Source organism: Pseudoalteromonas sp. SG44-17 (genome assembly GCF_014164235.1).
Classification (GTDB): Bacteria; Pseudomonadota; Gammaproteobacteria; order Enterobacterales; family Alteromonadaceae; genus Pseudoalteromonas; species Pseudoalteromonas rhizosphaerae.
The window spans coordinates 225,628-247,629 of the sequence record NZ_JACJEV010000003.1 but is presented as its reverse complement, the minus strand read 5'-3'; the positions used below and the strand labels follow the sequence as shown (position 1 = coordinate 247,629).

Here is a 22,002-nt window from a genome sequence, read left to right as displayed (position 1 = left end):
GTGGAACATTATATTAGTTTATTCGTAAAAGCAGTTTTCATTGAAAACTTAGCTTTGGCCTTCTTCCTAGGTATGTGTACTTTCCTTGCAGTATCAAAGAAAGTTACAACGTCTATCGGTCTAGGTGTGGCAGTTATCGTGGTATTGGGTATCTCAGTACCAGTTAACAACTTGGTTTATCATGCGGTTCTTGCACCTGGTGCACTTGAGTGGCTTGGTTATCCTGACGCGGATCTTAGCTTTTTACGTTTCTTGACGTTTATCGGTGTTATTGCGGCACTTGTACAAATTCTTGAAATGGCATTAGATAAGTTCTTCCCAGCACTTTATAACGCGTTAGGTATCTTCCTACCATTGATCACAGTTAACTGTGCAATATTTGGTGCGGTATCTTTCATGGTTGAACGTAACTATAACTTCACTGAATCAGTGGTTTATGGTATCGGTTCTGGTGTGGGTTGGGCGCTAGCAATTACTTTGCTTGCTGGTATCCGTGAGAAAATGAAATATTCAGACGTGCCAGACGGCTTACGTGGTTTAGGTATTACCTTTATCACTGTTGGCTTGATGGGTCTTGGCTTTATGTCATTCTCTGGCATTTCACTTTAATAGGTAGCGAGGATAAATCATGAGTTATGAGATTTTCTTAGGCGTTGGTGTTTTCATCGCTATCGTTGTACTGCTAGTTTTAGTCATCATTGGTGCTAAATCTCAGCTAGTTGCAAGCGGTGACATCATCATTGGCGTAAATGGCGATCCAGACAAAGCCATTACAACATCTGCAGGTACCAAGCTTTTAGGCGCGTTATCTGAGTCAGGTATTTTCGTATCATCTGCATGTGGTGGCGGTGGCTCTTGTGGTCAGTGTCGTGTACACATTCATTCTGGTGGCGGCGATATCTTACCAACTGAACTTGATCACATCTCTAAAGGTGAAGCCCGTGAAGGCTGTCGTTTAGCGTGTCAGGTAAATGTTAAAAATGACATGGAAATTGAACTTGAAGAGTCAATTTTCGGTGTTAAAAAATGGGATTGTGAAGTTATTTCTAACGATAACAAAGCAACTTTCATTAAAGAGCTTAAACTACAGATCCCTGATGGCGAGTCAGTACCGTTTCGTGCCGGTGGTTATATTCAGATTGAAGCCCCTGCGCATCACGTTAAATATGCTGATTTCGATGTACCAGAAGAGTATCGTGGCGATTGGAACCATTTTGGTTTCTTCAAGCTGGAGTCAAAAGTAGACGAAGAAACAATTCGTGCTTACTCAATGGCTAACTACCCAGAAGAAGAAGGCATCATCATGCTTAACGTGCGTATCGCTGCGCCGCCGCCAAGAGATTTAAGCTTACCTTGTGGTAAAATGTCATCGTACATTTGGTCACTTAAAGAAGGTGATAAAGTAACTATCTCTGGTCCATTTGGTGAGTTCTTTGCAAAAGATACTGATGCTGAAATGGTATTTGTAGGTGGTGGTGCTGGTATGGCACCTATGCGTTCACACATCTTTGACCAACTTAAGCGTTTGAACTCTAAGCGTAAGATGAGTTTCTGGTATGGTGCACGTTCTAAGCGTGAAATGTTCTATGTTGAAGATTTTGACGGCCTAGCGGCTGAAAATGATAACTTCGTATGGCATACCGCGCTTTCAGATCCACAACCAGAAGATAACTGGGAAGGCTATACTGGCTTTATCCATAACGTGTTATTTGAGAACTATCTTAAAGATCACGAAGCGCCAGAAGATTGTGAGTTCTACATGTGTGGTCCTCCAATGATGAACGCCGCTGTTATCACTATGTTGAAAGACTTAGGTGTTGAAGACGAAAATATCTTACTAGATGATTTCGGTGGCTAACACCCGTATCAAAACAGTTTAGTTTTGGTTAGAATATCAGCCTCGTAGCAATATATGTTACGGGGCTTTTTTATTTCCATTACTTAAGTAGGCTGCTATGAATAGAGTTTTTCACCGACAAGGCATGATTGCCATCTTTTTTCTTACCCTCACTTTACTCATTAGTGGCTGTGGCCAAAATGATGAGCCCCAAGAGTTATACCTTGAAGGTAAAACTATGGGTACTACTTACCATATTAAGGTCTTCGCCAAGCAACAAAAGCTGGATTCATTAAATTTATTACCAGAAGTAACTCTGTTGCTCAAAGATATAAATCAATCAATGTCGACTTATATTGATGATTCTGAAATCAACACTTTTAATCGTCTTCCCGCAGGTCAAGTTATGCCTATTAGCCGTGATTTTAGAGCAGTTGTAAGCGAGTCCATCCGCTTAGGTGAGTCTACTCAGACTCTTGATGTGACCATGGGACCACTGATTGATTTATGGGGTTTTGGTCCTGATAAAAAACCAACAAAACGTCCAACAGATGAAGAACTCGCAGCCATGGTTGCACAAATTGGGGTTGATAAACTAATACTGACTGAGCAAGGCCTAGCGAAAACAGTAGCGGGTTTGGAATTATCATTTTCTTCTACTGCAAAGGGTTATGGGATAGATAAAGTAGCTGAATTATTAGAAAGCCATGACTTAACTGATTATATGGTTGAGATTGGTGGTGAGTTACGTGTATCAGGTAAAAAACCGAATGATCAAGATTGGCGTATCGCTATTGAGCAACCGGATGCTGAGCCTGGTGTGCGTAAAGTGCACCGTGTATTAGCGCCGGGTAATAACGGCATTGCGACATCGGGTGATTATCGCATTTACTATGAGATGGATGGTATTACCTATAGCCATTTAATTGATCCGGCAACCGGTATGCCAAGTCGCCATGATCTAGTATCGGTTACTGTATTGCATCCATCAGCGATGACAGCTGACGGCCTTGCAACAGCACTGACTGTGATGGGGATGGATAAAGCCAAAGCCTATGCTGAAAAAAATGATTTACCGGTTTATCTGATCGGCAAATCAAAAGATGGCTTAGTGACTTATTCGAGCCCTGCATTTAAACCCTATTTGTAGCGCGGTTTAAATCAGTTTATAATAGCAACAGCTTGGTGATTATCATCAAGCATTATTTTATTGCTGATCAATAGGGGCTAAGCAATGTCACTTTTTCTTCTTACGTTTGGTTTACTGCTTTTAATTGTCGCAGCGATGGCTGTGGGCATGATAGTGCAAAAGAAATCTATGGCCAGCAGCTGTGGTGGTTTAGGCTCTGTAGGCATTGATAAAGCCTGTGATTGTGATGACCCATGCGACAAACGCAAAAAGCGTATGGCAAAAGAGCAAGTTTGGAAAGAAAACCAAATATTATAAGCTCGTGATAGCTAGCAAATATACATTAAAAAGCGCCTCTTTAATAACAGGCGCTTTTTTAATGCCCACTTACGGCTAAAATGTGGCAAGTAATCGACCACTGCGACAATATGTCACACCCAGTGAAGCTCGTATGGACTGTATAATATGATGTATTCCTAATCGTTTATTCACTGCAGGCATTGATTATCAATTAACAACTTAATTAACAACGCAATTAAACTTGGCTGCGAAACTGCGTGCGCTTTCTGATTACGAATTAGCACTAAGTAATAGCCAAGGACGATATGGTGACTTTACACAACTTAGTCTTAAAGCAACTTATGACGTTAATTCGGCACTGATGTTAAGCACGCAAGTTGATAATTTAACTGATGAGTATTATGAATATGTATAGTGGAATGACTTGTAAACTCTGCATAGCCCAGCACAAGGTCGTGCTATATCTGTTGCAATTAAGTTTAAGTATTAATGAGTAAGCAGTTACTCGCGTGGCGCAAGTTGGCAAGGCGACTCCATCTATGGTTGGGGTTAAGCCTTGGCATGTTTTTTGTGATCCTTTGCTTGTCAGGAGCTGCACTTGTTTATTATCCGCAAATAGATACCTGGTTGCATCCGGAATTAGTAAATGCAGCGCAGCAACCGTGTGATTACAACACTGCATTAAAAACATTACGCATGCAGTATCCAGATAAGCTGGGACCGTGGCGTTTTGAAGTGACCCCTGAACAACAATTCATTCCGGCGCGCTATTATAACCCTCAAGAGACTCAAGGGCAGGATTTTGCACCTATGATGGTGTGGTTGTCAGCTGATGGCAGCACCTTGCTCAGACAGTCATTTTGGGGCGATTACCTAGTAACTTGGCTGTATAACTTGCACTTTACTTTACTACTTGGCAGTACAGGGACAATTATTGTCGGTTACCTTGGAATTGGCAGCGCGCTCTTATTACTCACAGGTTTAGTTGCGTGGTGGCCTAAGTCAGGTTTTTGGTTGAGGCAATTGCGTTTTAAGCGCCGCGCTGCTTTATTAGGACACATGTACGATTGGCATAAAACAATCGGTTTAGTGATGTTGTTACCCTTGTTTATTCTTACTAGTACCGGTGCGATGCTAGCCTTGCCCAAAGAGACCAATGGCTTGCTTGGCTGGGCACTGGGTGAAGTCGAAAGTGCCGCAAGACCAGCACCACAGTTAACTTTTTCAAACCCGCAAATTAGTGTTACTCAGGCTGTGAAAATAGCACAAACACAACTGCCTAAAGCGCGACTTGCATGGATAGAAACTCCCAGCGTAAACCAAGGCTATTATCGACTGCGCATGCAGGTAAGTGATGATAAATCGACACGTTTTCCAAACAGTTATATTGATATTAATCCGCGCTCAGGTGAGGTAGTGAAGGTCTTCGATCTTAGGCAGCAAGGAATAAGTAACCAAATCAAAAACTGGCTACATCCACTGCATAATGGCAGTGTAGGTGGGCTAAGCCTTAAAGTACTATGGATCATCGCCTCGTTGGCAAGTTTAGGGTTGGCTTGGCTAGGTTGGTATCGTTATTATCTACGTAAAAATACAGCCAAAAAAGATCGCAAAAAATAACAAGCCCTGAGAACAGGGCTAACGTACTTAAATTTAAAGTTTTATAAGTTGACTACCTAATACGGCGTATTCGATGTGTTTATCGTTGCGTAGTAAAAAGTATGCTTTAGCTCCACGCTTTAGCATCGCGGTTTAAATCTATTACTTGCGCATTAAAACGGGTTTGCAGCTGTGCCCCATCGGGATTGACCATAGGAATGATCATCAGTGATAGTTTGTTTTGCCAATTTTCTCGCTATGCATCATTTTTTGTTTCGATTGCATAGCTTAAAAAATCCGTTAATGCGGCACTTGCCGTATTTTCATCACCATGCATTTGGCTCCACATCATAACTTTGATTGGCCCCGAGCCAATATAAAATGCATCAATTGATTTACCTAAATTTTTTCGCTCTATGCTGGGGTGAGTAGCTAGCGTATCTAGTAAAGGAGCAAGATCAGCGTGTGTAATCGCTGCTTTGTTTAATCCTTTAATTTGGTGCATTGCGATTGGTGCGGCAGTTAAGCTAAATGAGTAACTAAGTAAGCCAACTAGTATGGTTTTGCGAATCATATTAATATCCTGTTATTCTTATTCTGAAATTTGTTGAGAATATAATATTAAGCTGGATCGGTCCAAAATTATCTTCACTTTAAGTGAAATCATTTTCCATATATATGATGCTTAGCGGGCTTTATTTTCAATTGATTGTTTATTATAAAATAATATCTTTTGATAAAGTTTTTTGTGAACATTTAAGTTGATTTTAGGGCTAAAATTTAGACTAAAGTCTATGAGTTAATTTTTTTCATCTATCAGATTTATTTTTATCAGTTGTAAGCTTTGAGCTATTACACTAAATTTAGTTTCAAGGAAGCGAAATGAACAAGCCGCTTACAAAGAATCTTTATAATTGTGTGTGAAGATGCTGTCAAAGGCGGTTCAAGTTTAGTACAAACTGGGCTTGAACTGTTTTTATTTTACTGCCACATGATTGGACGAACTGAAAGTTTGTCACTGAATTACAGTGTTTATTGAACAACGCTAAAACTGAATCTTTATAATTGTGTGTGAAGATGTTGTCAAAAAGACAGTTCAAGTTTAGTTAACCTGAGCTTGAACTGCTTTTATTTACTGCCACGCGATTAAATGAACTTATTGTTCATCAGTGAATCTACAATACGTATTGAAAAATATTAGAACCGAATCTTTATAATTGTGTGTGAAGATGTTGTCAAAAAGACGACTCAAGTTAGGGGATAACTTGGCTTGAGTTGCTTTTTATTTTAACCGACATGCAGTTAGATGGCGAAGCAGCCAATACCAAATTCAATAGCGAATACGCTATTAAACGAATCTTTATAATTGTGTGTGAAGATGTTGTCAAAAAGACGACTCAAGTTAGGGGATAACTTGGCTTGAGTTGCTTTTTATTTTAACCGATACGCAGTTAGATGGCGAAGCAGCCAATACCAAATTCAATCGCGAATACGCTATTAAACGAATCTTTATAATTGTGTGTGAAGATGTTGTCAAAAAGACGACTCAAGTTAGGGGATAACTTAGCTTGAGTTGCTTTTTATTTTATAAAAGCCGCCAATTATCATTTAAGTTATTTTTAAAGCGCCAGTATGGCGCTTTTTTTATAGCTGTAATTCAATATATTAATAAAAAGTTAGCCCGCTATGTTGTTTTATACTTGTAGCTTGTGTTGACTTTGTTATAATCATCCGGAAATTTCAGTAATTACTGAAACTTTATTGATGAAGATCATAACAACGAAGTGGAAAATAGCGTAAAGCCAATCTCTTTACTTCGTAATATATAACCAATAAGGCCATATACGTTTGAATTCGCAAAATTGTCCGCCAACAAAAACGCACTCTACGCTTAGTAGATGGCAGTTGCGTGCGCGTGCACTTTTTGCCGGACGAGAGCTATTTTCTGTATTAGTTATTTTATTAATTAATTCAGCCATGCTGGTAAATGGTAGTATTGAAGATGCGACAGAGCTAAAAAGCTTATTAACTGAAGGGGCTGTATATGAGTCATCTTTAATTAATGTATTGGGCTTTTTGGCATATCCAGTTGTGTCGTGCCAGTTACTCATTGGTTTATGTTGGTTGATTTTTCACTTTTTCCCAGCGCGTCGTGCTGGGGTTATTTTACGCAAAGCAGCCTTTGCTTTTCGTCAAACAAAAACATCTTTAGTAGTACACAGCGCTCATGGTTGTCGTGCTCCACCTCTTGTTAATGGTTGAACGCTACTCGTTATAGATAGTTTGGCTTTTTAACTAATCTGCTGATTCTGTCCGCTGTAATAACGCTTAGCCGCAGTGTACCTGCGATTCAACCAACACCCTCAAATTCCTTTATTGCTTTTTTGATGCTTAGTATTTTTTATGGCGCTAAAAAGTTACCTGAGGAATATTCAAACCGTTGTTTTTACGCTTTTATTTAGAGTTGTAGGGGCAGCACATATCAAATTTTAGGTTGTAGGATAGTCCTTTGTTAATTCGAAACCTCTGTAATATTGCTCTGGGCACAACTGTGCTCGCACTGACTGGCTGTAAAGGCGGGGTGCTTGATCCAAAAGGGCAAGTTGGGATAGATGAAAAAAATCTGATCATCATTGCCACTGTGCTGATGTTAATTGTGGTTATTCCTGTGATTGTGATGACCTTGTACTTTGCGTGGAAATATCGTGATGGCCAAGAGCAGCAAATTTATGCGCCAAAATGGGCACACTCAGGAAAAATTGAAGCCGCAGTCTGGGCCATTCCTATTGTGATAGTGATTGTACTGGGTGTCATTACTTGGCAATCAACGCAACAGCTTGACCCTTATAAACCGCTTGAAGGTAAAGGCAAACACTTAACAGTTGAAGTGGTATCACTGAATTGGAAATGGCTGTTTATTTATCCTGAGCAAGGTATTGCTACGGTTAATGAATTGGTATTTCCAGCCAATGTACCGGTGGAATATAAAATCACCTCAGAAAGTACCATGAACTCATTTTTCATCCCACAACTAGGTAGCCAAATCTACTCGATGGCGGGCATGGAAACTAAGTTGCATTTGATTGCTAATGAACCGGGTACGTTTAAAGGCTTTTCTGCTAACTACAGCGGCGCAGGTTTTACTGGTATGAAATTTAATGCCATAGCTACGCCAACGCAAGCTGACTTTGATACGTGGGTAAACAAGGTGAAAAGCCAAGCTAATACGCTCACTAAAGCGAATTATGATGCACTGGCATTACCGAGTGAAAACAACCCGGTGACTTATTTTGCTGATGTTGATGATGGCTTGTTCCACACCATCATTATGAAATATATGCAAGCACATGGTGATATGAACAAAATGCACAGTGCAATGCCTGAGCACAGCGGTCATGAAAATCACACAATGCACAGCGAGGGCGAGGAATAATTATGTCGTTATTTGGAAAATTATCGTTAGATGCCATTCCGTTCCATGAACCTATTTTGATGGTGACAATGGCGGTAGTAGTGATTGCAGGGGCATTGATTGCAGCTTTAGTCACAAAATATAAAAAATGGGGTGTGCTATGGCACGACTGGATCACCTCAATCGATCATAAACGCTTAGGTGTGATGTACATTATCCTTGCCTTGATCATGCTGTTTCGTGGTTTCTCAGATGCCATTATGATGCGGGCACAATTGGCGCTTGCTACAGGAGGCGCAACGGGTTATTTGCCGCCAGAGCATTATGACCAAATCTTCACCGCGCATGGGGTGATCATGATCATCTTTATGGCGATGCCATTTATGATTGGTCTAATGAACATTGTATTGCCACTGCAAATTGGTGCGCGCGATGTAGCATTTCCGTTTTTAAATAATTTAAGTTTTTGGCTTACTGCCGGTGGTGCAATATTAATTAATATTTCATTGTTCTGTGGTGAATTTGCAAAAACCGGTTGGGTGGCTTATCCGCCGCTATCGGAGATGTCTTTTAGCCCTGGAGTCGGGGTCGATTATTATATTTGGGCACTGCAAATATCAGGTATTGGTACACTATTAACGGCAGTAAACTTTTTAGTAACAGTGTTTAAAATGCGTGCCCCTGGTATGCGTTTAATGCAAATGCCAATTTTTACCTGGACATGTACATGGGCAAATATCTTAATTGCTGCGTCATTCCCAATCTTAACTGCGGTGTTGACTATGTTAACGCTAGACCGTTATTTAGATTTCCACTTCTTTACTAATGAAGCTGGCGGTAACGCCATGATGTACATCAACCTGTTCTGGGCTTGGGGTCATCCTGAAGTGTATATCTTGATTTTACCTGCGTTTGGTATTTTCTCTGAAGTTATCTCGACCTTTACCGGTAAACGTTTATTTGGTTATAAATCTATGGTTTATGCCAGCGGTGCAATTTCTATCTTAGGTTTTATTGTTTGGTTACACCATTTCTTCACTATGGGGTCCAGTGCTAATGTTAATGCATTCTTTGGCGTAATGACCATGGTCATTGCGGTGCCCACCGGAGTGAAACTGTTTAACTGGTTATTTACTATTTATCGTGGTCGTTTACGCATCACAGTTCCTGTACTTTGGACACTTGGCTTTATGGTGACCTTTACCATCGGCGGGATGACAGGGGTACTACTAGCAATCCCAGGTGCTGATTATGTATTGCACAACAGCCTATTCCTGATTGCACATTTTCATAACACCATCATCGGCGGTGCGGTATTTGGATACTTGGCTGGTTTCGCATTTTGGTTCCCGAAAGCAATGGGCTTTAAACTTCACGAAGGTTGGGGCAAGGCGTCTTTCTGGTGTTGGTTAATTGGTTTCTTTGTTGCATTTATGCCGTTATACGTACTTGGTTTCTTAGGTATGACACGTCGCTTAAACCACACCAATAACCCAGATTGGAATATCTGGTTGTACATTGCCTTTGTCGGTGCGGTGATCATTATGTTTGGTATATTGTTCCAAGTTGTACAGCTTATTGTGAGCTTTAAAAATCGCGAAGCATTAAAAGATACAACCGGCGATCCGTGGAATGGACACACACTTGAGTGGTCAACATCGTCACCACCACAATACTATAACTTCGCTACTATAACGCATGTACACGATATCGATACTTGGACTGATATGAAAGAAAAAGGCCAAGCGTATCAACAACAAGCAAGCTATGCGCCTATTCATATGCCAAAAAATACTTCGGCAGGGGTGATGATGAGTGCGTGTTTTACCACATTCTGTTTTGCCATGATTTGGCATATTTGGTGGTTGGCAATTGTCGGTGTTATTGCTGGCATCACGGTATTCTTTAAGCGCTGTTACACCAGTGATGTTGATTACTACGTGCAACCAGAAGAAATTCTTGAAATTGAAAGTGCACATAATAAAAGTGCAACAACATTTAACCAAGGTAAGGAGTTCAGCGCATGAGTGCTACCTCTGCAGATATAAATATCATCAATCATGATGCCCATGCTCACGAGCATCATGATACTGGTGGCGATACGGTATTTGGTTTTTGGCTTTACTTAATGACCGACTGCTTATTGTTTGCCTCATTTTTTGCCACCTACGCTGTGCTTTATATGAATACAGCGGGTGGCGTATCTGGCAAAGATATTTTTGAACTGGACTTTGTAGCGGTTGAAACTGCTGCATTGCTACTAAGTAGTATCACTTTTGGTTTTGCGATGATCTCAGCTCATGCGCAAAAGAAGGCTGCTACATTAACGTGGCTGGCAATTACTTTTGCTTTTGGTGCTGTGTTTATTGGTATGGAAATTTATGAATTTCATCATTTAATTGCCCATGGTAATGGCCCGCAGCGCAGCGCATTTTTAACCTCGTTCTTCTCTTTAGTAGGCTTACACGGTATGCACGTAACCGCTGGTCTGATTTGGATGGCGACGATGATGTTCGAAGTGTCACGTCGTGGTTTAAACCCAGCAACCGTTACACGTTTAAGTTGCTTAAGTTTGTTTTGGCACTTTTTAGATGTGGTATGGATCTGCGTATTTACCGTTGTTTACTTAATGGGAGTGATGTAATGAGCCACAGTGAATCACATGTATTTAATGAGCTACATACACAAAGCCATAGTGATGCTTCACATGGCAGTGTTAAAGACTATTTAATAGGTTTTGTTTTATCAATCATTCTAACGGCCATTCCATTTTGGGCGGTGATGAGCGGTACATTGTCAAAACCAACCACATTTGCCTGTGTTGTCGTAATGGCCATTGTGCAAATTTGGGTGCATTTAAAATACTTCTTGCACCTGAACTTTACCACCGAAGACGGTAAAGCCAGTTCGTTATCGTTCATCTTCAGTGCGCTGATCATCGTCATGGTGGTTGGCCTGTCTGTATGGATCATCTACGAATCGAACGCCATGATGATGTACTAGCCCCAGCTAGTACGTTTTCGTAAAGCAAAGAATAGGGGAACTGCAGATGTTTCGTCGTTATTTAAAGGTCACTAAGCCCGGTATTATCATGGGTAATTTGATCTCGGTTGCGGGTGGGTTTTTACTCGCCTCGCGTGGTGATATTGATGGCTGGCTAATGCTTGCTACATTAGTTGGCTTATCGCTGGTGGTAGCCTCAGGTTGCGTGATCAATAATGTGATCGACCGTGATATTGATATTCGCATGGCGCGCACGCGAACACGGGTAACCGTTACCGGTGAAATGTCTGCAACCACGGCTTTGCTGCATGGCACAGTACTTGGCTTACTAGGCTTTGCTTTACTAATGGTTTTTACTAACTGGATTGCGGTATTTTTTGCTGTGTTTGGTTATGTCATATACGTGGGTGTTTACAGCTTATATATGAAGCGTCGCTCAGTGTATGGCACGTTTATCGGTAGTTTATCAGGAGCAGTACCACCAGTGGTAGGGTACTGCGCTGTTTCAGCACAGTTTGATGTTGGCGCGTTGATCTTATTAGTAATGTTTAGTTTGTGGCAAATGCCGCACTCTTATGCGATTGCTATTTTTCGCTATAAAGACTACCAAGCTGCGCGTATTCCGGTATTACCGGTAGCGCAAGGTATTGATAAAGCTAAACATCATATTGTGTTGTATATCGCGGTATATGCGTTAGTGGTAATGTTATTAACCATTGGCGGTTATACCGGTATGGCTTTTTTAGCTGTTGCTTGCACTACTAGTTTTTGGTGGTTATTAATGGCGCTGCGAGGTTATCGTCGTAATATTGATATTAGTGGTTGGGCACGCCAAGTATTTGCGTTTTCAATTGTGAATATCACTGCACTGAGTATCGCCATGGCAGTTGATTACCAAAATATTGCCCCGCATCTGTTTGCTTTTAACTAATTACTAAACCGAGTTTATTTCAAAGTTAACCAAAGGCTCTAAGATCTCCGAGGAGCCTTTTTTCATTTTTATAGCACCGCTAATTGATTAACTCAGCAATACTGAGTTTCCCCGCTAACATTAAGCTTTGTTTTATGGCTGCACGTATTTCAGCAGGCTTGTTTTGACTAAGTTTAAAATTGCCACACCAGTGACTAGGAATAAATTCAATAAAGCTTAATTGTTGGTACATTACATGGCGATGCTGTACGGGTACCTCATTAATTTGCCATTTATCTGTAGCATGCTCAGTAAAGTGTTGCTCAAGATGATCTGTTAGTCGTTGCATGATCTGTTCTTTGTGCTGTTGGTCTTTAACAATACGCACTTTAGCTGTCACATAAACACTCGAATAAAGCCAACTAGGTAGGGTTTTATTGTGTGCGTAAGCGGGCGATAAATAGCAATCATCGCCACTAAACAATAGCTTCACTGATTGACCATCAAATGATGACAGGGGATTATATTTGGCCACATGGCCGATAAAAACCTCGCGAGCTGGGTCATATAATAATGGCACGCGGCATATATCATTGAGTTGGTTTTGTGTATTAGGCATTAAAATGGTCGCCAGTGGATAGCTATTTACTAACTGTTGTAATTGCTTGCTATCATGTTGTTGAAAATGGGCTGCTGGGTACATTATAGTTTTCCTTCTAACTGAGATTTTATTGTCGGCCATTGCTCGTCTATAATACTGAACTGAGCGGTGTTTCGGTATGAGCCATCAGCAAGTAACCTGTCTTTATAACTAATGCCTTCAAAGCGCGCGCCAAGGCGTGCTATAGCATTACGCGATTTTTGGTTTTGTTCATGGGTATTAAAAGCAATACGCACTAAGCCTAATTCTTCGAACGCATATTGCAGTAGCAAGTATTTAGCGTGGGTATTTACAAAACTACGTTGCCACTTTTTAGCAATAAATGTGTGGCCAATCTCGGCGCTGTAATTTTTTTTATCTAACCTAAATAAACGTGTAGTACCAAGCACCTGCTTACTTACTTTATCAACTATGGCGTAGACTATTTGTTGTTCGGCATTAAACTGCGCTGTATTGATAAACCAATCATCGAGAGTTGCACGGGTTTGGGTGTAATTCATTAAAACCCAACGCCATATTTGTGGATCTTGGCCTGCTTGATATAGCCCCTCTAGGTGGTTTTGTGTCAGTGGCTCTAAAGCCAGCTTATTGGTTTGATGAATGTGTTTTGTAAACATGATAAGCCCCATATTTTGCTATTTATGAATAACAAAGGTACGCTACTTTGGTCAGTAATAAACAACCAGTTTTAGCTTTTTAACTAGACCAGTTTAGAGTGTTTTTGGAGTCGTAATGCAGCCGTTAGTTATTGAATTTGATGAGTCCGAGCCTGCCAAATATTTGCAACTGGCCAGCGCGATACGCAGTGCCATAATGCAAGGCAAGCTTGCGCCAGGGGTAAAACTCAGCTCGGCGCGTGTCATGGCAAACACTTATCAGCTCAATCGCCATACAGTGATGAATGCATTGCAATTATTAGTAGCGGAAGGCTGGCTTGAATCTCAGCAGCGCTCAGGTTATCGGATCACCAACTCATTGCCCATTCAAAGTAGTGTTAGTACCTCAAGTACTCCAATACTGAAAGCAAAACCTTATCAATTTGCTAAAACATTGGCTGTGCCTGCTGCTGGAATGGATTTAACTGCGTATAGATATAACTTTGCTGGTGGCTTGCCTGATCTTGCCAGTTTCCCACAAAAAGAATTTAAACGCTCCGTCAGCCATGTGTGTAATCACTTAGATATCAATCAACTGCATTATGGGCAGGTCAGTGGTAACGAGCAATTAAAAGCTCATATTTGTGATTACTTATACAAAGCGCGTAATTTAAACGTAAGCGATGTATTGATCTGCAATGGCTCGCAAGAAGCACTGTTTTTAATCGCAAAAGCGTTTATAAAAAAAGATGATTTTGTCGCAGTAGAAACGTTAGGTTATCCGCCAGCAAGGCAAGCATTTGCAGCTTGTGGCGCGCAATTGGTTGATATAAAACAAGACGATGAAGGCTTATGTGTTGATGATTTAAAAGCCCAGCTGGAATGTTATCCAATTAAAATGCTGTACTTAACGCCGTTGCACCAATACCCAACTACCGTGACCTTATCGCCAACGCGGCGCTTGCAAATTTATCAACTGTGTTATGCCCATAACGTTATGATCATCGAAGATGACTACGACCATGAATTTCATTATCGCTGTCAGCCATTACAACCCATGGCCGCCGATGATCCCGCGGGCATAGTTATTTACCTATCGACGTTTTCAAAGATTATGTTTTCAGCTGCACGTATCGGTTATATCTGCGCAGCGCCTGAAGTATTAGCGCAATTAACTGCGTGGAAGCAGCTGATGAACCATAAGAACGATGTGATCATGCAATTAGCTGTGGCGCACTGGATGAAAGAAGGTGGCTTTGAACGCCATTTAAAGCGTATGACCAAACTGTATAAACAGCGCTATGAAGCGATGGATGCCTATTTAATAGAGCTACAAGCACTTGGGCATCCTATAGAATATAAAAAGCCCGACGGCGGCATGGCGATGTGGGTCAACTTTAATAAAGACACTCAGCACTTAAAAGCGCAGTTAGCAAAGCAAGGTATATATTTACAAACCCAAGCCGAGTTTTACTTTACCAACTCAGTACGTAGCTTAAAACCCATAAACTATAGCTATGCTCGGCTTGGTTTTGCAGGACAATCGAGTGAGAACATGCAGCAAGGTTTACAGCTTGTAATGCAGGAGTTGTATGCCAGTGTACGAAAATAATATAGTAGAAAGTTAATCATAGATAACTTTATTGCTATTACTTTTGTTATGGCTTTAGTTATTAATTTTTCATAATCTGGATCTATATATAACTTTAAATATTTTATTAATCAGTCGGTTAATCATATAAGAATGTGATTAAAAACTGAGCTAACATGTGGTGGGAGTAGGGGCTATGGACAACAAGTAAGACAGCTTACAGTTGAGTTGCATAAATTGAATTGGGGGGGACTTAAATTTACAATGAGATTTAGTGTTCAAATTGAGTACTTGCTTGATGCTATTTTAAGGAACCAGTCCATCTTAGCAACATCAATTACTTCAGTGGATTTAAACCAATTCGAATAAACTAATAAATAAACCTGCTTTATCGTGAATAAAAAATTAAGGGGGGATGATTATAATAGCTTTAACGTGGTTTTTTCTTATAATCCAATTAGTGGTTTTATTGATGACGCTAAAGAGTCATTTTTATATTTATCTTCTACTTTTCATTATAAATACACTTTTTTTATTTTTTATAGAAAACGTAAGTATGAAGATGACGTATTTTTGCCACTTAGAATTGCTTTTTATTTAGGTTTATCACTTTTAGTATTTGCAATTGCATTTAGAATTTTAATTTTTTTAGAAATTGTTGATTAGAAGAAAAATAAATCGTGTCAGGTCTTTCTTTTTGCCTGTCAACTTATTTGAACTTGAATTAGAGTAAATACCTGTACGTAGCGGTAGTTGGCGCACCTTTAGCTAAAACTTCCGTGGAAACATGACGTGAGGTGACGGCTTCACCAGCGCGAGCTATAACGCTATGGGTAAACCCACGTAAATATTAAAAGATGTGCAAACCCTCAACTTTACTTGTGGCCCGCAACATCAGCGTTTTATGTAAGTGAACGCCAATGACACCACGTATTACAGCGACAAACTTTACGAAGAAGAAATTGACTGCACAAAAACCACGAACAAATAGGGTTCAGCTCACTTGCTTCATAATAGCTTGTCATAATTCCTCAGTGACGGTTTTTCGATGCTGGCATATAAGTAGTGTTATGAAGCAATAAACCTGAATCTGTAATTTCAAAGAGTATAGGTCGAGTGTAAAAAATGATTAATGTAATTTTTGTAATGATGGCAGCAATTACCTCAAATGAAGTCTTTATTAATAAAGCGCAGAATGGTTGTCCAAAAAAAGAAAATTTGATTGAACATGTTTATAAGTCAGAAACTATTTTCAACGATGCAACGCAGCTGTATGTTTTTTATCCTAAAGAATTTTCAGGCTTGAAGATTGAAAGTGTAATGTTTTTACTTAATAAAAAAGATAGTCGATTATCTTTATACTCTAAAATTGAAGAGTATAAAGAAAATAATAAATTCGTTGTCTCTGCAATTTGGTTTGATTCTAATTTATATTCTGAATTAATAGCTAATTTTGAATATCGCTCAAATGAAAGTGGTAATGGAGAAGTGTGCGTGCTTTCGGTAGATATTCCATTTGAGAAGTTAGTTAAGAATTGGAGTGGGGGAAATTAGATTTTCATATTAATTTAAAATGGTAATTATATTATTTAGCTCGGTTTATAATAACGCTTTAAATGATAATTTGAGACAAGCTGGATGGTTTGGTTAAGTGAGTAGCTTAATCGGGTGGGAGTGTAACTTTAACGACAGATAGCTATTATGGGAAATCAAAAATATATGGCTGTCCCTTTTCTTCTGAACTAAGCCAAATTGAAGGACAAGTACAAAAAGTACAAGTAGCCCATACAGATATGCTTGGCTCTACGGTGCTTATTACAGATCAACAAGGTAAAGGCATTGGCCAATACATTTATGATCCGTGGGGCAAGCAGCAACAAGTTTATACAAGCCAAGCACTCACAAGTAATGCGATGTTATTGTCGCAAATGCGCAGCTTCACCGACCATGAACAAATGGATGAGCTGGAAGTCATCCACATGAATGGCCGCATCTACGATGCCAACATTGGTCGTTTTTTACAAGCGGATCCCTTTGTCCAGTTCCCTAATTTAACGCAAAGTCATAACCGCTGTAGTTATGTGTTAAATAACCCGCTGACCTATAACGACCCCAGCGGTTATTTCTTGAAAAAGCTAATGAAAATAACGGGGCTTACATCAATACTCAAAGCCATTGCCAGTATTCCGATACTCGATGCGGCTGTAAGTATAGCAATAGGGATTTGGGCACCTTATGCATTACCGTTATATCAAGGCTTAAAAACCTATGCGGTTACCGGTAGTTTTGGTGCAGCTTTAAAGGCTTACGTAATTTCGTCGGTTACAATAGATATTTCTCAACACATTGGTGCTAACTTAGATTTTGATGTTGGTGGGTGGACTGCTGTTCAAAATGTGGCATCGCATGCGATGGTAGGAGGCGTTTCTGCAGTCTTGCAAGGTGGTAAATTTGGTCATGGCTTTGTCAGCTCCTTAGTCACCGCCAGTATGAAAGGATTTATGAATCCAAAAACCACTGAATTTGGTAATGCATATAGTCGTACCGCGATTGCAGGGGTTGTGGGCGGCACCGTGTCTAAACTTACGGGTGGAAAGTTTGCCAATGGCGCCGTCACCTCAGCAATGCAATGGTGGTATAATGCTGAAGGAGCAGGGGCTGTTGAAGCCAAAAAGCAGCAGATTAAAGAACATGCACGAGCGGTTCGTGAACATTTAGCTAAATTAAACTATAGAGATATAGGAGATCGAGCTAAGATAGCTGGATGGGCTATCAGGGGCGGCTATACAAAAGGTAATGGAGCGAATATTGTGAGGTCTAGTCTTGTTGCTAGACGAATTCGGACTTTTATGATAAACGACCTAAGTGTGGATGCATTTAATGAGTTGTTACCTTCAGCTATGTCGATTGCCAGTGGCGGCATGACATTAATAGGAGATCCCGAGCAAACAATTAAACAAGCTGTTGGAGTCTCTCTACCTAATATTGGCGTGATGGCTCAAGCTGACGGGGCCATGGGGCTATGGGCGGCGGCATCGGCGGCAAATAATTATTATAGCCGTTCAGACAGTTTTAAAATGACTCTCAACAAACTAGATAGCCGCTCGTTGAAATATTATGCAGAAAATTGTGGAAGTGCATTCAGATGTTAAAAAGAATACTCCAAACTATTCTCTTAGGTTTATTTTCTAATATTTGTTATGCGGGGTGTAACTTGTCTGCATCTGATGTTGAAGTTATGAAAATTTATCGTTTTATTGATAAAAGTCCCATTGAATCTTTGAAACATTTTAATCTAGAGAGTTCTGAGGGTTTGGAAGTGGGTATACCTAAAGACTCTAGCTATTATAGTGAAAATATAGGCACGGACGAGCGACCTCTAGTTGTGAATATATATGAAAATGATAACTACGAACTTCATTTTACAGAGATGGTAGTTAACGCGCTACCAACTATAAACCTTGTTAATAATAATTACTTTGATGTTTTGATTTCCATTATTAATGATTTTAGAAAAGATAATACCTTGTCCTGTAAGCCTAAAAAAATCGCAAATTATTTGGCTCTTACTTCACTTATTGTACATTCAGGGTCAAAATATATTGAGGTTTTTTCGTCTAAAACTGAAAATGTAATTGTTTGGTATCACGAAGGCGACTGGAAAGATGCGAGCTTTATAATTAAGACCAAGTATAATGATCGGATCTTAATTGGTGGGGTTTTTGAAAAGGAAATAAATAAATAAATTTAAATAGAAATGGTGGGGTCAGGTCTTTCTATTTTCCTTTGTATTTTATTTGCGATTACAGTTTTGTAGTAATAGTTAAAATAACGTTGTTGAGAGTTTAATATAGAATTAGTAGGGTCAGGTCTTTCTTTTTGACTTTTATAATAAAAGGCAAGATGCAAGACCTGACCCTTTGACTGCTCACATTTAGTCCCTTTGGGTTGGATGTTGCTATAACTTATGGGCCGGGTGTGGTATCTAATACGTCTTTCGGTTTTGATATTGGCTGGGGAAGCGGAGCTAATATGGTACATATGACAACGACGCGCCAATAGATTAATCGGAGGAGATTTAGTTTATGTTTGAAATCTATTATCAGTCCGATTTTATGGGCACCAAATTTAGTTTTTACTTAACACTTGTTTGTTCTGTTCTACTATTATTGTGCTGCCCGAAAATAAAATACTGGTACGAGAAGAAACTACAATTTAAAAAGAAAGTTAACTTCTGGCTTGGTTTCTTATTTGTATTTGGCTTTTTTGTAATGCAGTCACTTTCATTTTATGGCCTAGTATCAAAATCTAATGACATAGACTCTGGAAGTTATTCTACAGTTGAAGGAATTATTGAAGATATTCAAATTGTTGAAAGAAATAGTAGAGAAGAGACTTTTACAGTTGGTGGAGTACGCTTTAAGTATAATGATTACGGAACAGAAAGCATCTTTTTTGCGAATAGAAAGCATGATTCAGATACAATCCAAGAGGGACGAGTTGTTAAAATTTCTTACCTAATAGAAGGAAATGAAAACCTAATTTTTGAGTTGAGTGTGAAAAAGAATAAATAGGGTCAGGTCTTTCTTTTTGACTTTTATAATAAAAGGCAAGATGCAAGACCTGACCCTTTGACCCTGAAGAATCCGCTTTTCAGGCAAGTGATAATTATGTGTATTACGGAGATGTTGATATCTTTAATGCAAGAAAAATTACAATGATGCAGTCTATTGATACCCTTTTAGCTCATGAAATTGGCCATACAACCGTTTTTTTATCAAATTTTGCAAACGCCCCATCGCCAAATGAAAATTGGACTGTTACAAACGGTGAAGATATTTATCGAAGTTGGAAAAAGTTACCCTGAGAGTGAAGTATGAAAATTAAACGCCTTATTTTTTATATGTTTAGCTTAATATTTATGTTTGAGGTATATGCTACAGATCCTAATTGTGCTCTCTCTTTTAAAGGCTGCTCTATTAGAGTTGATTATAACTTTTGTGGTAGTGAACTGTTTGATTCTATAAAAGTAACGGCCCTTAACTCAAGTGTATTCTCTCATAATGATTTTAAAGCAGCGAAGTTGAATTTATTTGTTTTTATAAATTCGAAAGGGGAAATAGAGCTTATTGATAAGTATAGTTATTTGAAGCACCCCTACAGCAGGGAATCAGTAAAAATAATAAAAGTATAGTCGCTGAAAATAAAATTGTTGATAGCTGTATGGAATTTAATTTTATTTTTTTTTGAAGAATAAAAAAGGAGAGAAAAATAAATAGTGCCAGGTCTTTATTTTTGCCTTTTTATTTTATTGCGACTAAAGCTTTATATTAAAAATTTAAAATAACTTTGTTGAGAGTTTAATATGTTTAAAATTAGTATTTTCTAATTATGTGTTTTTTCAGTGCTGCTAGTTCAGTAGCAATGAACTGATGATCATTGGCGTGGTAAAGGTGTTGAAGTGGAAAATGTATATCTTCAGTGGGATAACCATTGGGTACAATTTCATGGCATTTAGGGAGCGTAGAGTCACCCATTAGAAAGTTCCGGTTAAGCAGGCAGCTGTGTTTTCTTGATCTTTTTATTCAAAAAACCAAGTTTTCTTACTTTTTAAACTCAATTTAAATATGGCTATACATCCAGTAATGACGTCGATTGGTGTGAATATGCACTGTGGCTTGAATAAAGAACGCCATACAAATTAAGGTCCTTGGCTTTCGCCTCAGTTATCTTTTAGTGCCAATGTCAGTCCAGTTTTTGGCAGTGCTTATGCCCTGCGCTATAACAAATCCGTGGTTTATGTTTTCACATAACCAACCCTTTATGGCTCAGACATTGGGGATATCCAACATTTAAAATATGAGCGGTTAACGTGCAGGGAGAGTAGGTTCAGGTCTTTCTTTTAAAAGGCAATATGCAAGACCTGACTCAGCTGGTTCTTGTATAGGAGAGCAATGTTTGATGGCCTTAATAGTGCCGCAGTGGAAGAAGCTATGCCATATGCGACGAGTATATTTGAAGGTGGTATGACCCTAACTGGGGATCTATTAGGTACTACCGCAACCTCTGTCGGGCCTTCCGCGCGCCAAGCAGGGGAGTTTGGAGCGCAACTTTAACGGCGGATCAGTATTATGAGAAATCGCAATCGTTCATGCATTCAATAAATGAAATTGAAAAGTCTTATATAAGGGACGTTGCATCAAAATGCGGGGATACAATGAGATGTTGGTAAGATTATTGATATTACTAATGATAAGTATTTCATCAGTGGCTTTTTCATGTGAAAAAACAATAGAGGCAATAAAACTTATAGAGCTTAATTATGTTACTGGTTTAAAAGTACCGTTCAAACAGTTTCAGATTGAAACGGAATCAAAAGTTTTATTTGAGCGTGACATATTAACGGCCAAAGGGGAGTTTATTAGCAAGGAAAAGATTAATATTGGAGCACGTACTTTTGAAGTACATAATTACCGAAGTGAACGTTATGATATTAGTTATAGTATAGATAAAACACCATCAGTTGAACATGAAGGTAGTCACTTCAATAAGCTGCTTAATTTAATCGATGGCCTTTATAAATTACCTATATGTAGTGCGGACTTTATAGATAACTGGCAGAACTTAGCTGTCACTTTAGAAATTTCAAGTAAACCCAAAGTTCGCTATATTTATGTTGATAAAAAAAACAGACAAGTTGTTTTATTCGAAAATTATGACTGGCACAGTTTTTACCCATCAAAAGATAATACAAAATTAATAATCGGTAGTGGTTACCTAAAAGAATAAATAGAGACAGATATTTCCTTTTTTTATCTTTTATTGCGATTAAAGCTTTATATTAAAAATTTAAAATAACGTTGTTGGGAGTTTAATATGTTTAAAATTAGTATTTTCTTGTTATGTGTTTTTTTTCAGTGCTGCTAGTTCAGTAGCAATGAACTGATGATTATTGGCGTTGTGA

General features: G+C 39.1%; 25 protein-coding genes. 22 read left to right on the top strand and 3 right to left on the bottom strand.

Annotated elements, in window-relative coordinates:
- The 6 genes from nqrE (at position 1) to H5182_RS03925 (ending at position 4,886) form a co-directional block, all read left to right on the top strand.
- Positions 1–609 carry an NADH:ubiquinone reductase (Na(+)-transporting) subunit E gene (gene nqrE / locus H5182_RS03950; protein WP_145241327.1) on the top strand — a complete coding sequence of 203 codons (609 nt, stop codon included), beginning with the start codon at positions 1–3 and terminating at the stop codon, positions 607–609.
- A gap of 19 nt (positions 610–628) precedes the next feature.
- Positions 629–1,858: an NADH:ubiquinone reductase (Na(+)-transporting) subunit F gene (nqrF, locus tag H5182_RS03945; protein ID WP_145241329.1), complete on the top strand. Its 1,230-nt coding sequence runs from the start codon at positions 629–631 to the stop codon at positions 1,856–1,858.
- A 97-nt stretch (positions 1,859–1,955) separates the two neighbouring features.
- A complete protein-coding gene (locus H5182_RS03940) occupies positions 1,956–2,987 on the top strand; it encodes an FAD:protein FMN transferase (RefSeq protein ID WP_145241331.1) in 1,032 nt (343 codons plus the stop codon).
- An 84-nt stretch (positions 2,988–3,071) separates the two neighbouring features.
- Entirely contained in the window at positions 3,072–3,284 is a 213-nt protein-coding gene (gene nqrM, locus H5182_RS03935; RefSeq protein ID WP_149982042.1) for a (Na+)-NQR maturation NqrM, read from the top strand.
- Between the two features lie 223 nt (positions 3,285–3,507).
- The gene (locus tag H5182_RS03930; RefSeq protein ID WP_182759572.1) at positions 3,508–3,681 is read left to right on the top strand and encodes a TonB-dependent receptor; all 174 of its coding nucleotides are present in this window, start codon (positions 3,508–3,510) and stop codon (positions 3,679–3,681) included.
- 74 nt (positions 3,682–3,755) lie between these two features.
- Complete coding sequence (locus tag H5182_RS03925; protein ID WP_182759571.1) at positions 3,756–4,886, top strand: PepSY domain-containing protein; 1,131 nt, start codon at positions 3,756–3,758, stop codon at positions 4,884–4,886.
- A gap of 235 nt (positions 4,887–5,121) precedes the next feature.
- Here the strand turns inward: H5182_RS03925 and H5182_RS03920 are convergent, their stop codons facing one another.
- Entirely contained in the window at positions 5,122–5,439 is a 318-nt protein-coding gene (locus tag H5182_RS03920) for a hypothetical protein (RefSeq protein ID WP_182759570.1), read from the bottom strand.
- 1,274 nt (positions 5,440–6,713) lie between these two features.
- On the opposite strand from H5182_RS03920, the gene H5182_RS03915 reads away from it, so the two are divergent.
- The 6 genes from H5182_RS03915 to cyoE all read left to right on the top strand — a co-directional run bounded on the left by H5182_RS03915 (position 6,714) and on the right by cyoE (position 12,211).
- A complete protein-coding gene (locus H5182_RS03915; protein ID WP_182759569.1) occupies positions 6,714–7,127 on the top strand; it encodes a hypothetical protein in 414 nt (137 codons plus the stop codon).
- A gap of 247 nt (positions 7,128–7,374) precedes the next feature.
- The gene (cyoA, locus tag H5182_RS03910; protein WP_145241343.1) at positions 7,375–8,298 is read left to right on the top strand and encodes a ubiquinol oxidase subunit II; all 924 of its coding nucleotides are present in this window, start codon (positions 7,375–7,377) and stop codon (positions 8,296–8,298) included.
- Positions 8,299–8,300: 2 nt separating this feature from the next.
- Entirely contained in the window at positions 8,301–10,304 is a 2,004-nt protein-coding gene (gene cyoB, locus H5182_RS03905) for a cytochrome o ubiquinol oxidase subunit I (RefSeq protein WP_182759568.1), read from the top strand.
- Positions 10,301–10,921, top strand: a complete 621-nt coding sequence (cyoC, locus tag H5182_RS03900) for a cytochrome o ubiquinol oxidase subunit III (protein ID WP_145241348.1) — start codon at positions 10,301–10,303, stop codon at positions 10,919–10,921. The genes cyoB and cyoC overlap by 4 nt, the downstream gene beginning before the upstream one ends.
- A complete protein-coding gene (cyoD, locus tag H5182_RS03895) occupies positions 10,921–11,280 on the top strand; it encodes a cytochrome o ubiquinol oxidase subunit IV (protein WP_145241350.1) in 360 nt (119 codons plus the stop codon). The genes cyoC and cyoD overlap by 1 nt, the downstream gene beginning before the upstream one ends.
- A gap of 46 nt (positions 11,281–11,326) precedes the next feature.
- Positions 11,327–12,211, top strand: a complete 885-nt coding sequence (gene cyoE, locus H5182_RS03890; RefSeq protein WP_145241352.1) for a heme o synthase — start codon at positions 11,327–11,329, stop codon at positions 12,209–12,211.
- A gap of 79 nt (positions 12,212–12,290) precedes the next feature.
- Here the strand turns inward: cyoE and H5182_RS03885 are convergent, their stop codons facing one another.
- A complete protein-coding gene (locus H5182_RS03885; protein ID WP_182734674.1) occupies positions 12,291–12,893 on the bottom strand; it encodes an FMN-binding negative transcriptional regulator in 603 nt (200 codons plus the stop codon).
- Positions 12,893–13,468, bottom strand: coding sequence for a GNAT family N-acetyltransferase (locus H5182_RS03880; RefSeq protein WP_182759567.1), 576 nt, complete (start codon positions 13,466–13,468; stop codon positions 12,893–12,895). The genes H5182_RS03885 and H5182_RS03880 overlap by 1 nt, the downstream gene beginning before the upstream one ends.
- A 115-nt stretch (positions 13,469–13,583) precedes the next feature.
- Here H5182_RS03880 and H5182_RS03875 point away from each other — a divergent pair, with 115 nt between their 5' ends.
- From H5182_RS03875 to H5182_RS03835, 10 genes are all read left to right on the top strand, one after another.
- Positions 13,584–15,059 carry a PLP-dependent aminotransferase family protein gene (locus H5182_RS03875; protein WP_182759566.1) on the top strand — a complete coding sequence of 492 codons (1,476 nt, stop codon included), beginning with the start codon at positions 13,584–13,586 and terminating at the stop codon, positions 15,057–15,059.
- Between the two features lie 372 nt (positions 15,060–15,431).
- Positions 15,432–15,704 carry a hypothetical protein gene (locus H5182_RS03870; protein ID WP_182731479.1) on the top strand — a complete coding sequence of 91 codons (273 nt, stop codon included), beginning with the start codon at positions 15,432–15,434 and terminating at the stop codon, positions 15,702–15,704.
- Positions 15,705–16,163: 459 nt separating this feature from the next.
- On the top strand, positions 16,164–16,592 hold the full coding sequence (locus H5182_RS03865; protein ID WP_182759565.1) for a hypothetical protein: 429 nt from the start codon (positions 16,164–16,166) through the stop codon (positions 16,590–16,592).
- Between the two features lie 239 nt (positions 16,593–16,831).
- Complete coding sequence (locus tag H5182_RS03860; RefSeq protein ID WP_182759564.1) at positions 16,832–18,190, top strand: RHS repeat domain-containing protein; 1,359 nt, start codon at positions 16,832–16,834, stop codon at positions 18,188–18,190.
- Between the two features lie 62 nt (positions 18,191–18,252).
- Positions 18,253–18,783 carry a hypothetical protein gene (locus H5182_RS03855; protein ID WP_182759563.1) on the top strand — a complete coding sequence of 177 codons (531 nt, stop codon included), beginning with the start codon at positions 18,253–18,255 and terminating at the stop codon, positions 18,781–18,783.
- A gap of 340 nt (positions 18,784–19,123) precedes the next feature.
- Entirely contained in the window at positions 19,124–19,612 is a 489-nt protein-coding gene (locus tag H5182_RS03850; RefSeq protein ID WP_182731475.1) for a hypothetical protein, read from the top strand.
- A 143-nt stretch (positions 19,613–19,755) separates the two neighbouring features.
- A complete protein-coding gene (locus H5182_RS22160; protein WP_220497067.1) occupies positions 19,756–19,905 on the top strand; it encodes a hypothetical protein in 150 nt (49 codons plus the stop codon).
- 9 nt (positions 19,906–19,914) lie between these two features.
- Positions 19,915–20,232 (top strand): hypothetical protein, encoded by a 318-nt coding sequence (locus H5182_RS03845; protein WP_182759562.1) that lies wholly within the window; start codon positions 19,915–19,917, stop codon positions 20,230–20,232.
- 760 nt (positions 20,233–20,992) lie between these two features.
- Positions 20,993–21,154, top strand: a complete 162-nt coding sequence (locus H5182_RS03840; RefSeq protein WP_182759561.1) for a hypothetical protein — start codon at positions 20,993–20,995, stop codon at positions 21,152–21,154.
- A gap of 133 nt (positions 21,155–21,287) precedes the next feature.
- Positions 21,288–21,827: a hypothetical protein gene (locus H5182_RS03835; protein ID WP_182759560.1), complete on the top strand. Its 540-nt coding sequence runs from the start codon at positions 21,288–21,290 to the stop codon at positions 21,825–21,827.
- The last annotated feature ends 175 nt before the right edge of the window (positions 21,828–22,002 follow it).

Bases quoted from the DNA above. Each gene is read 5' to 3' on its own strand.
- nqrF (WP_145241329.1), top strand. From the start codon at position 629: ATGAGTTATGAGATTTTCTTAGGCGTTGGTGTTTTCATCGCTATCGTT.
- H5182_RS03940 (WP_145241331.1), top strand. From the start codon at position 1,956: ATGAATAGAGTTTTTCACCGACAAGGCATGATTGCCATCTTTTTTCTT.
- nqrM (WP_149982042.1), top strand. From the start codon at position 3,072: ATGTCACTTTTTCTTCTTACGTTTGGTTTACTGCTTTTAATTGTCGCA.
- H5182_RS03925 (WP_182759571.1), top strand. From the start codon at position 3,756: ATGAGTAAGCAGTTACTCGCGTGGCGCAAGTTGGCAAGGCGACTCCAT.
- H5182_RS03920 (WP_182759570.1), bottom strand. From the start codon at position 5,439: ATGATTCGCAAAACCATACTAGTTGGCTTACTTAGTTACTCATTTAGC.
- cyoB (WP_182759568.1), top strand. From the start codon at position 8,301: ATGTCGTTATTTGGAAAATTATCGTTAGATGCCATTCCGTTCCATGAA.
- cyoC (WP_145241348.1), top strand. From the start codon at position 10,301: ATGAGTGCTACCTCTGCAGATATAAATATCATCAATCATGATGCCCAT.
- cyoD (WP_145241350.1), top strand. From the start codon at position 10,921: ATGAGCCACAGTGAATCACATGTATTTAATGAGCTACATACACAAAGC.
- cyoE (WP_145241352.1), top strand. From the start codon at position 11,327: ATGTTTCGTCGTTATTTAAAGGTCACTAAGCCCGGTATTATCATGGGT.
- H5182_RS03885 (WP_182734674.1), bottom strand. From the start codon at position 12,893: ATGTACCCAGCAGCCCATTTTCAACAACATGATAGCAAGCAATTACAA.
- H5182_RS03880 (WP_182759567.1), bottom strand. From the start codon at position 13,468: ATGTTTACAAAACACATTCATCAAACCAATAAGCTGGCTTTAGAGCCA.
- H5182_RS03875 (WP_182759566.1), top strand. From the start codon at position 13,584: ATGCAGCCGTTAGTTATTGAATTTGATGAGTCCGAGCCTGCCAAATAT.
- H5182_RS03865 (WP_182759565.1), top strand. From the start codon at position 16,164: ATGATTAATGTAATTTTTGTAATGATGGCAGCAATTACCTCAAATGAA.
- H5182_RS03860 (WP_182759564.1), top strand. From the start codon at position 16,832: ATGCTTGGCTCTACGGTGCTTATTACAGATCAACAAGGTAAAGGCATT.
- H5182_RS03850 (WP_182731475.1), top strand. From the start codon at position 19,124: ATGTTTGAAATCTATTATCAGTCCGATTTTATGGGCACCAAATTTAGT.
- H5182_RS22160 (WP_220497067.1), top strand. From the start codon at position 19,756: ATGATGCAGTCTATTGATACCCTTTTAGCTCATGAAATTGGCCATACA.
- H5182_RS03845 (WP_182759562.1), top strand. From the start codon at position 19,915: ATGAAAATTAAACGCCTTATTTTTTATATGTTTAGCTTAATATTTATG.
- H5182_RS03840 (WP_182759561.1), top strand. From the start codon at position 20,993: ATGTTTGATGGCCTTAATAGTGCCGCAGTGGAAGAAGCTATGCCATAT.
- H5182_RS03835 (WP_182759560.1), top strand. From the start codon at position 21,288: ATGATAAGTATTTCATCAGTGGCTTTTTCATGTGAAAAAACAATAGAG.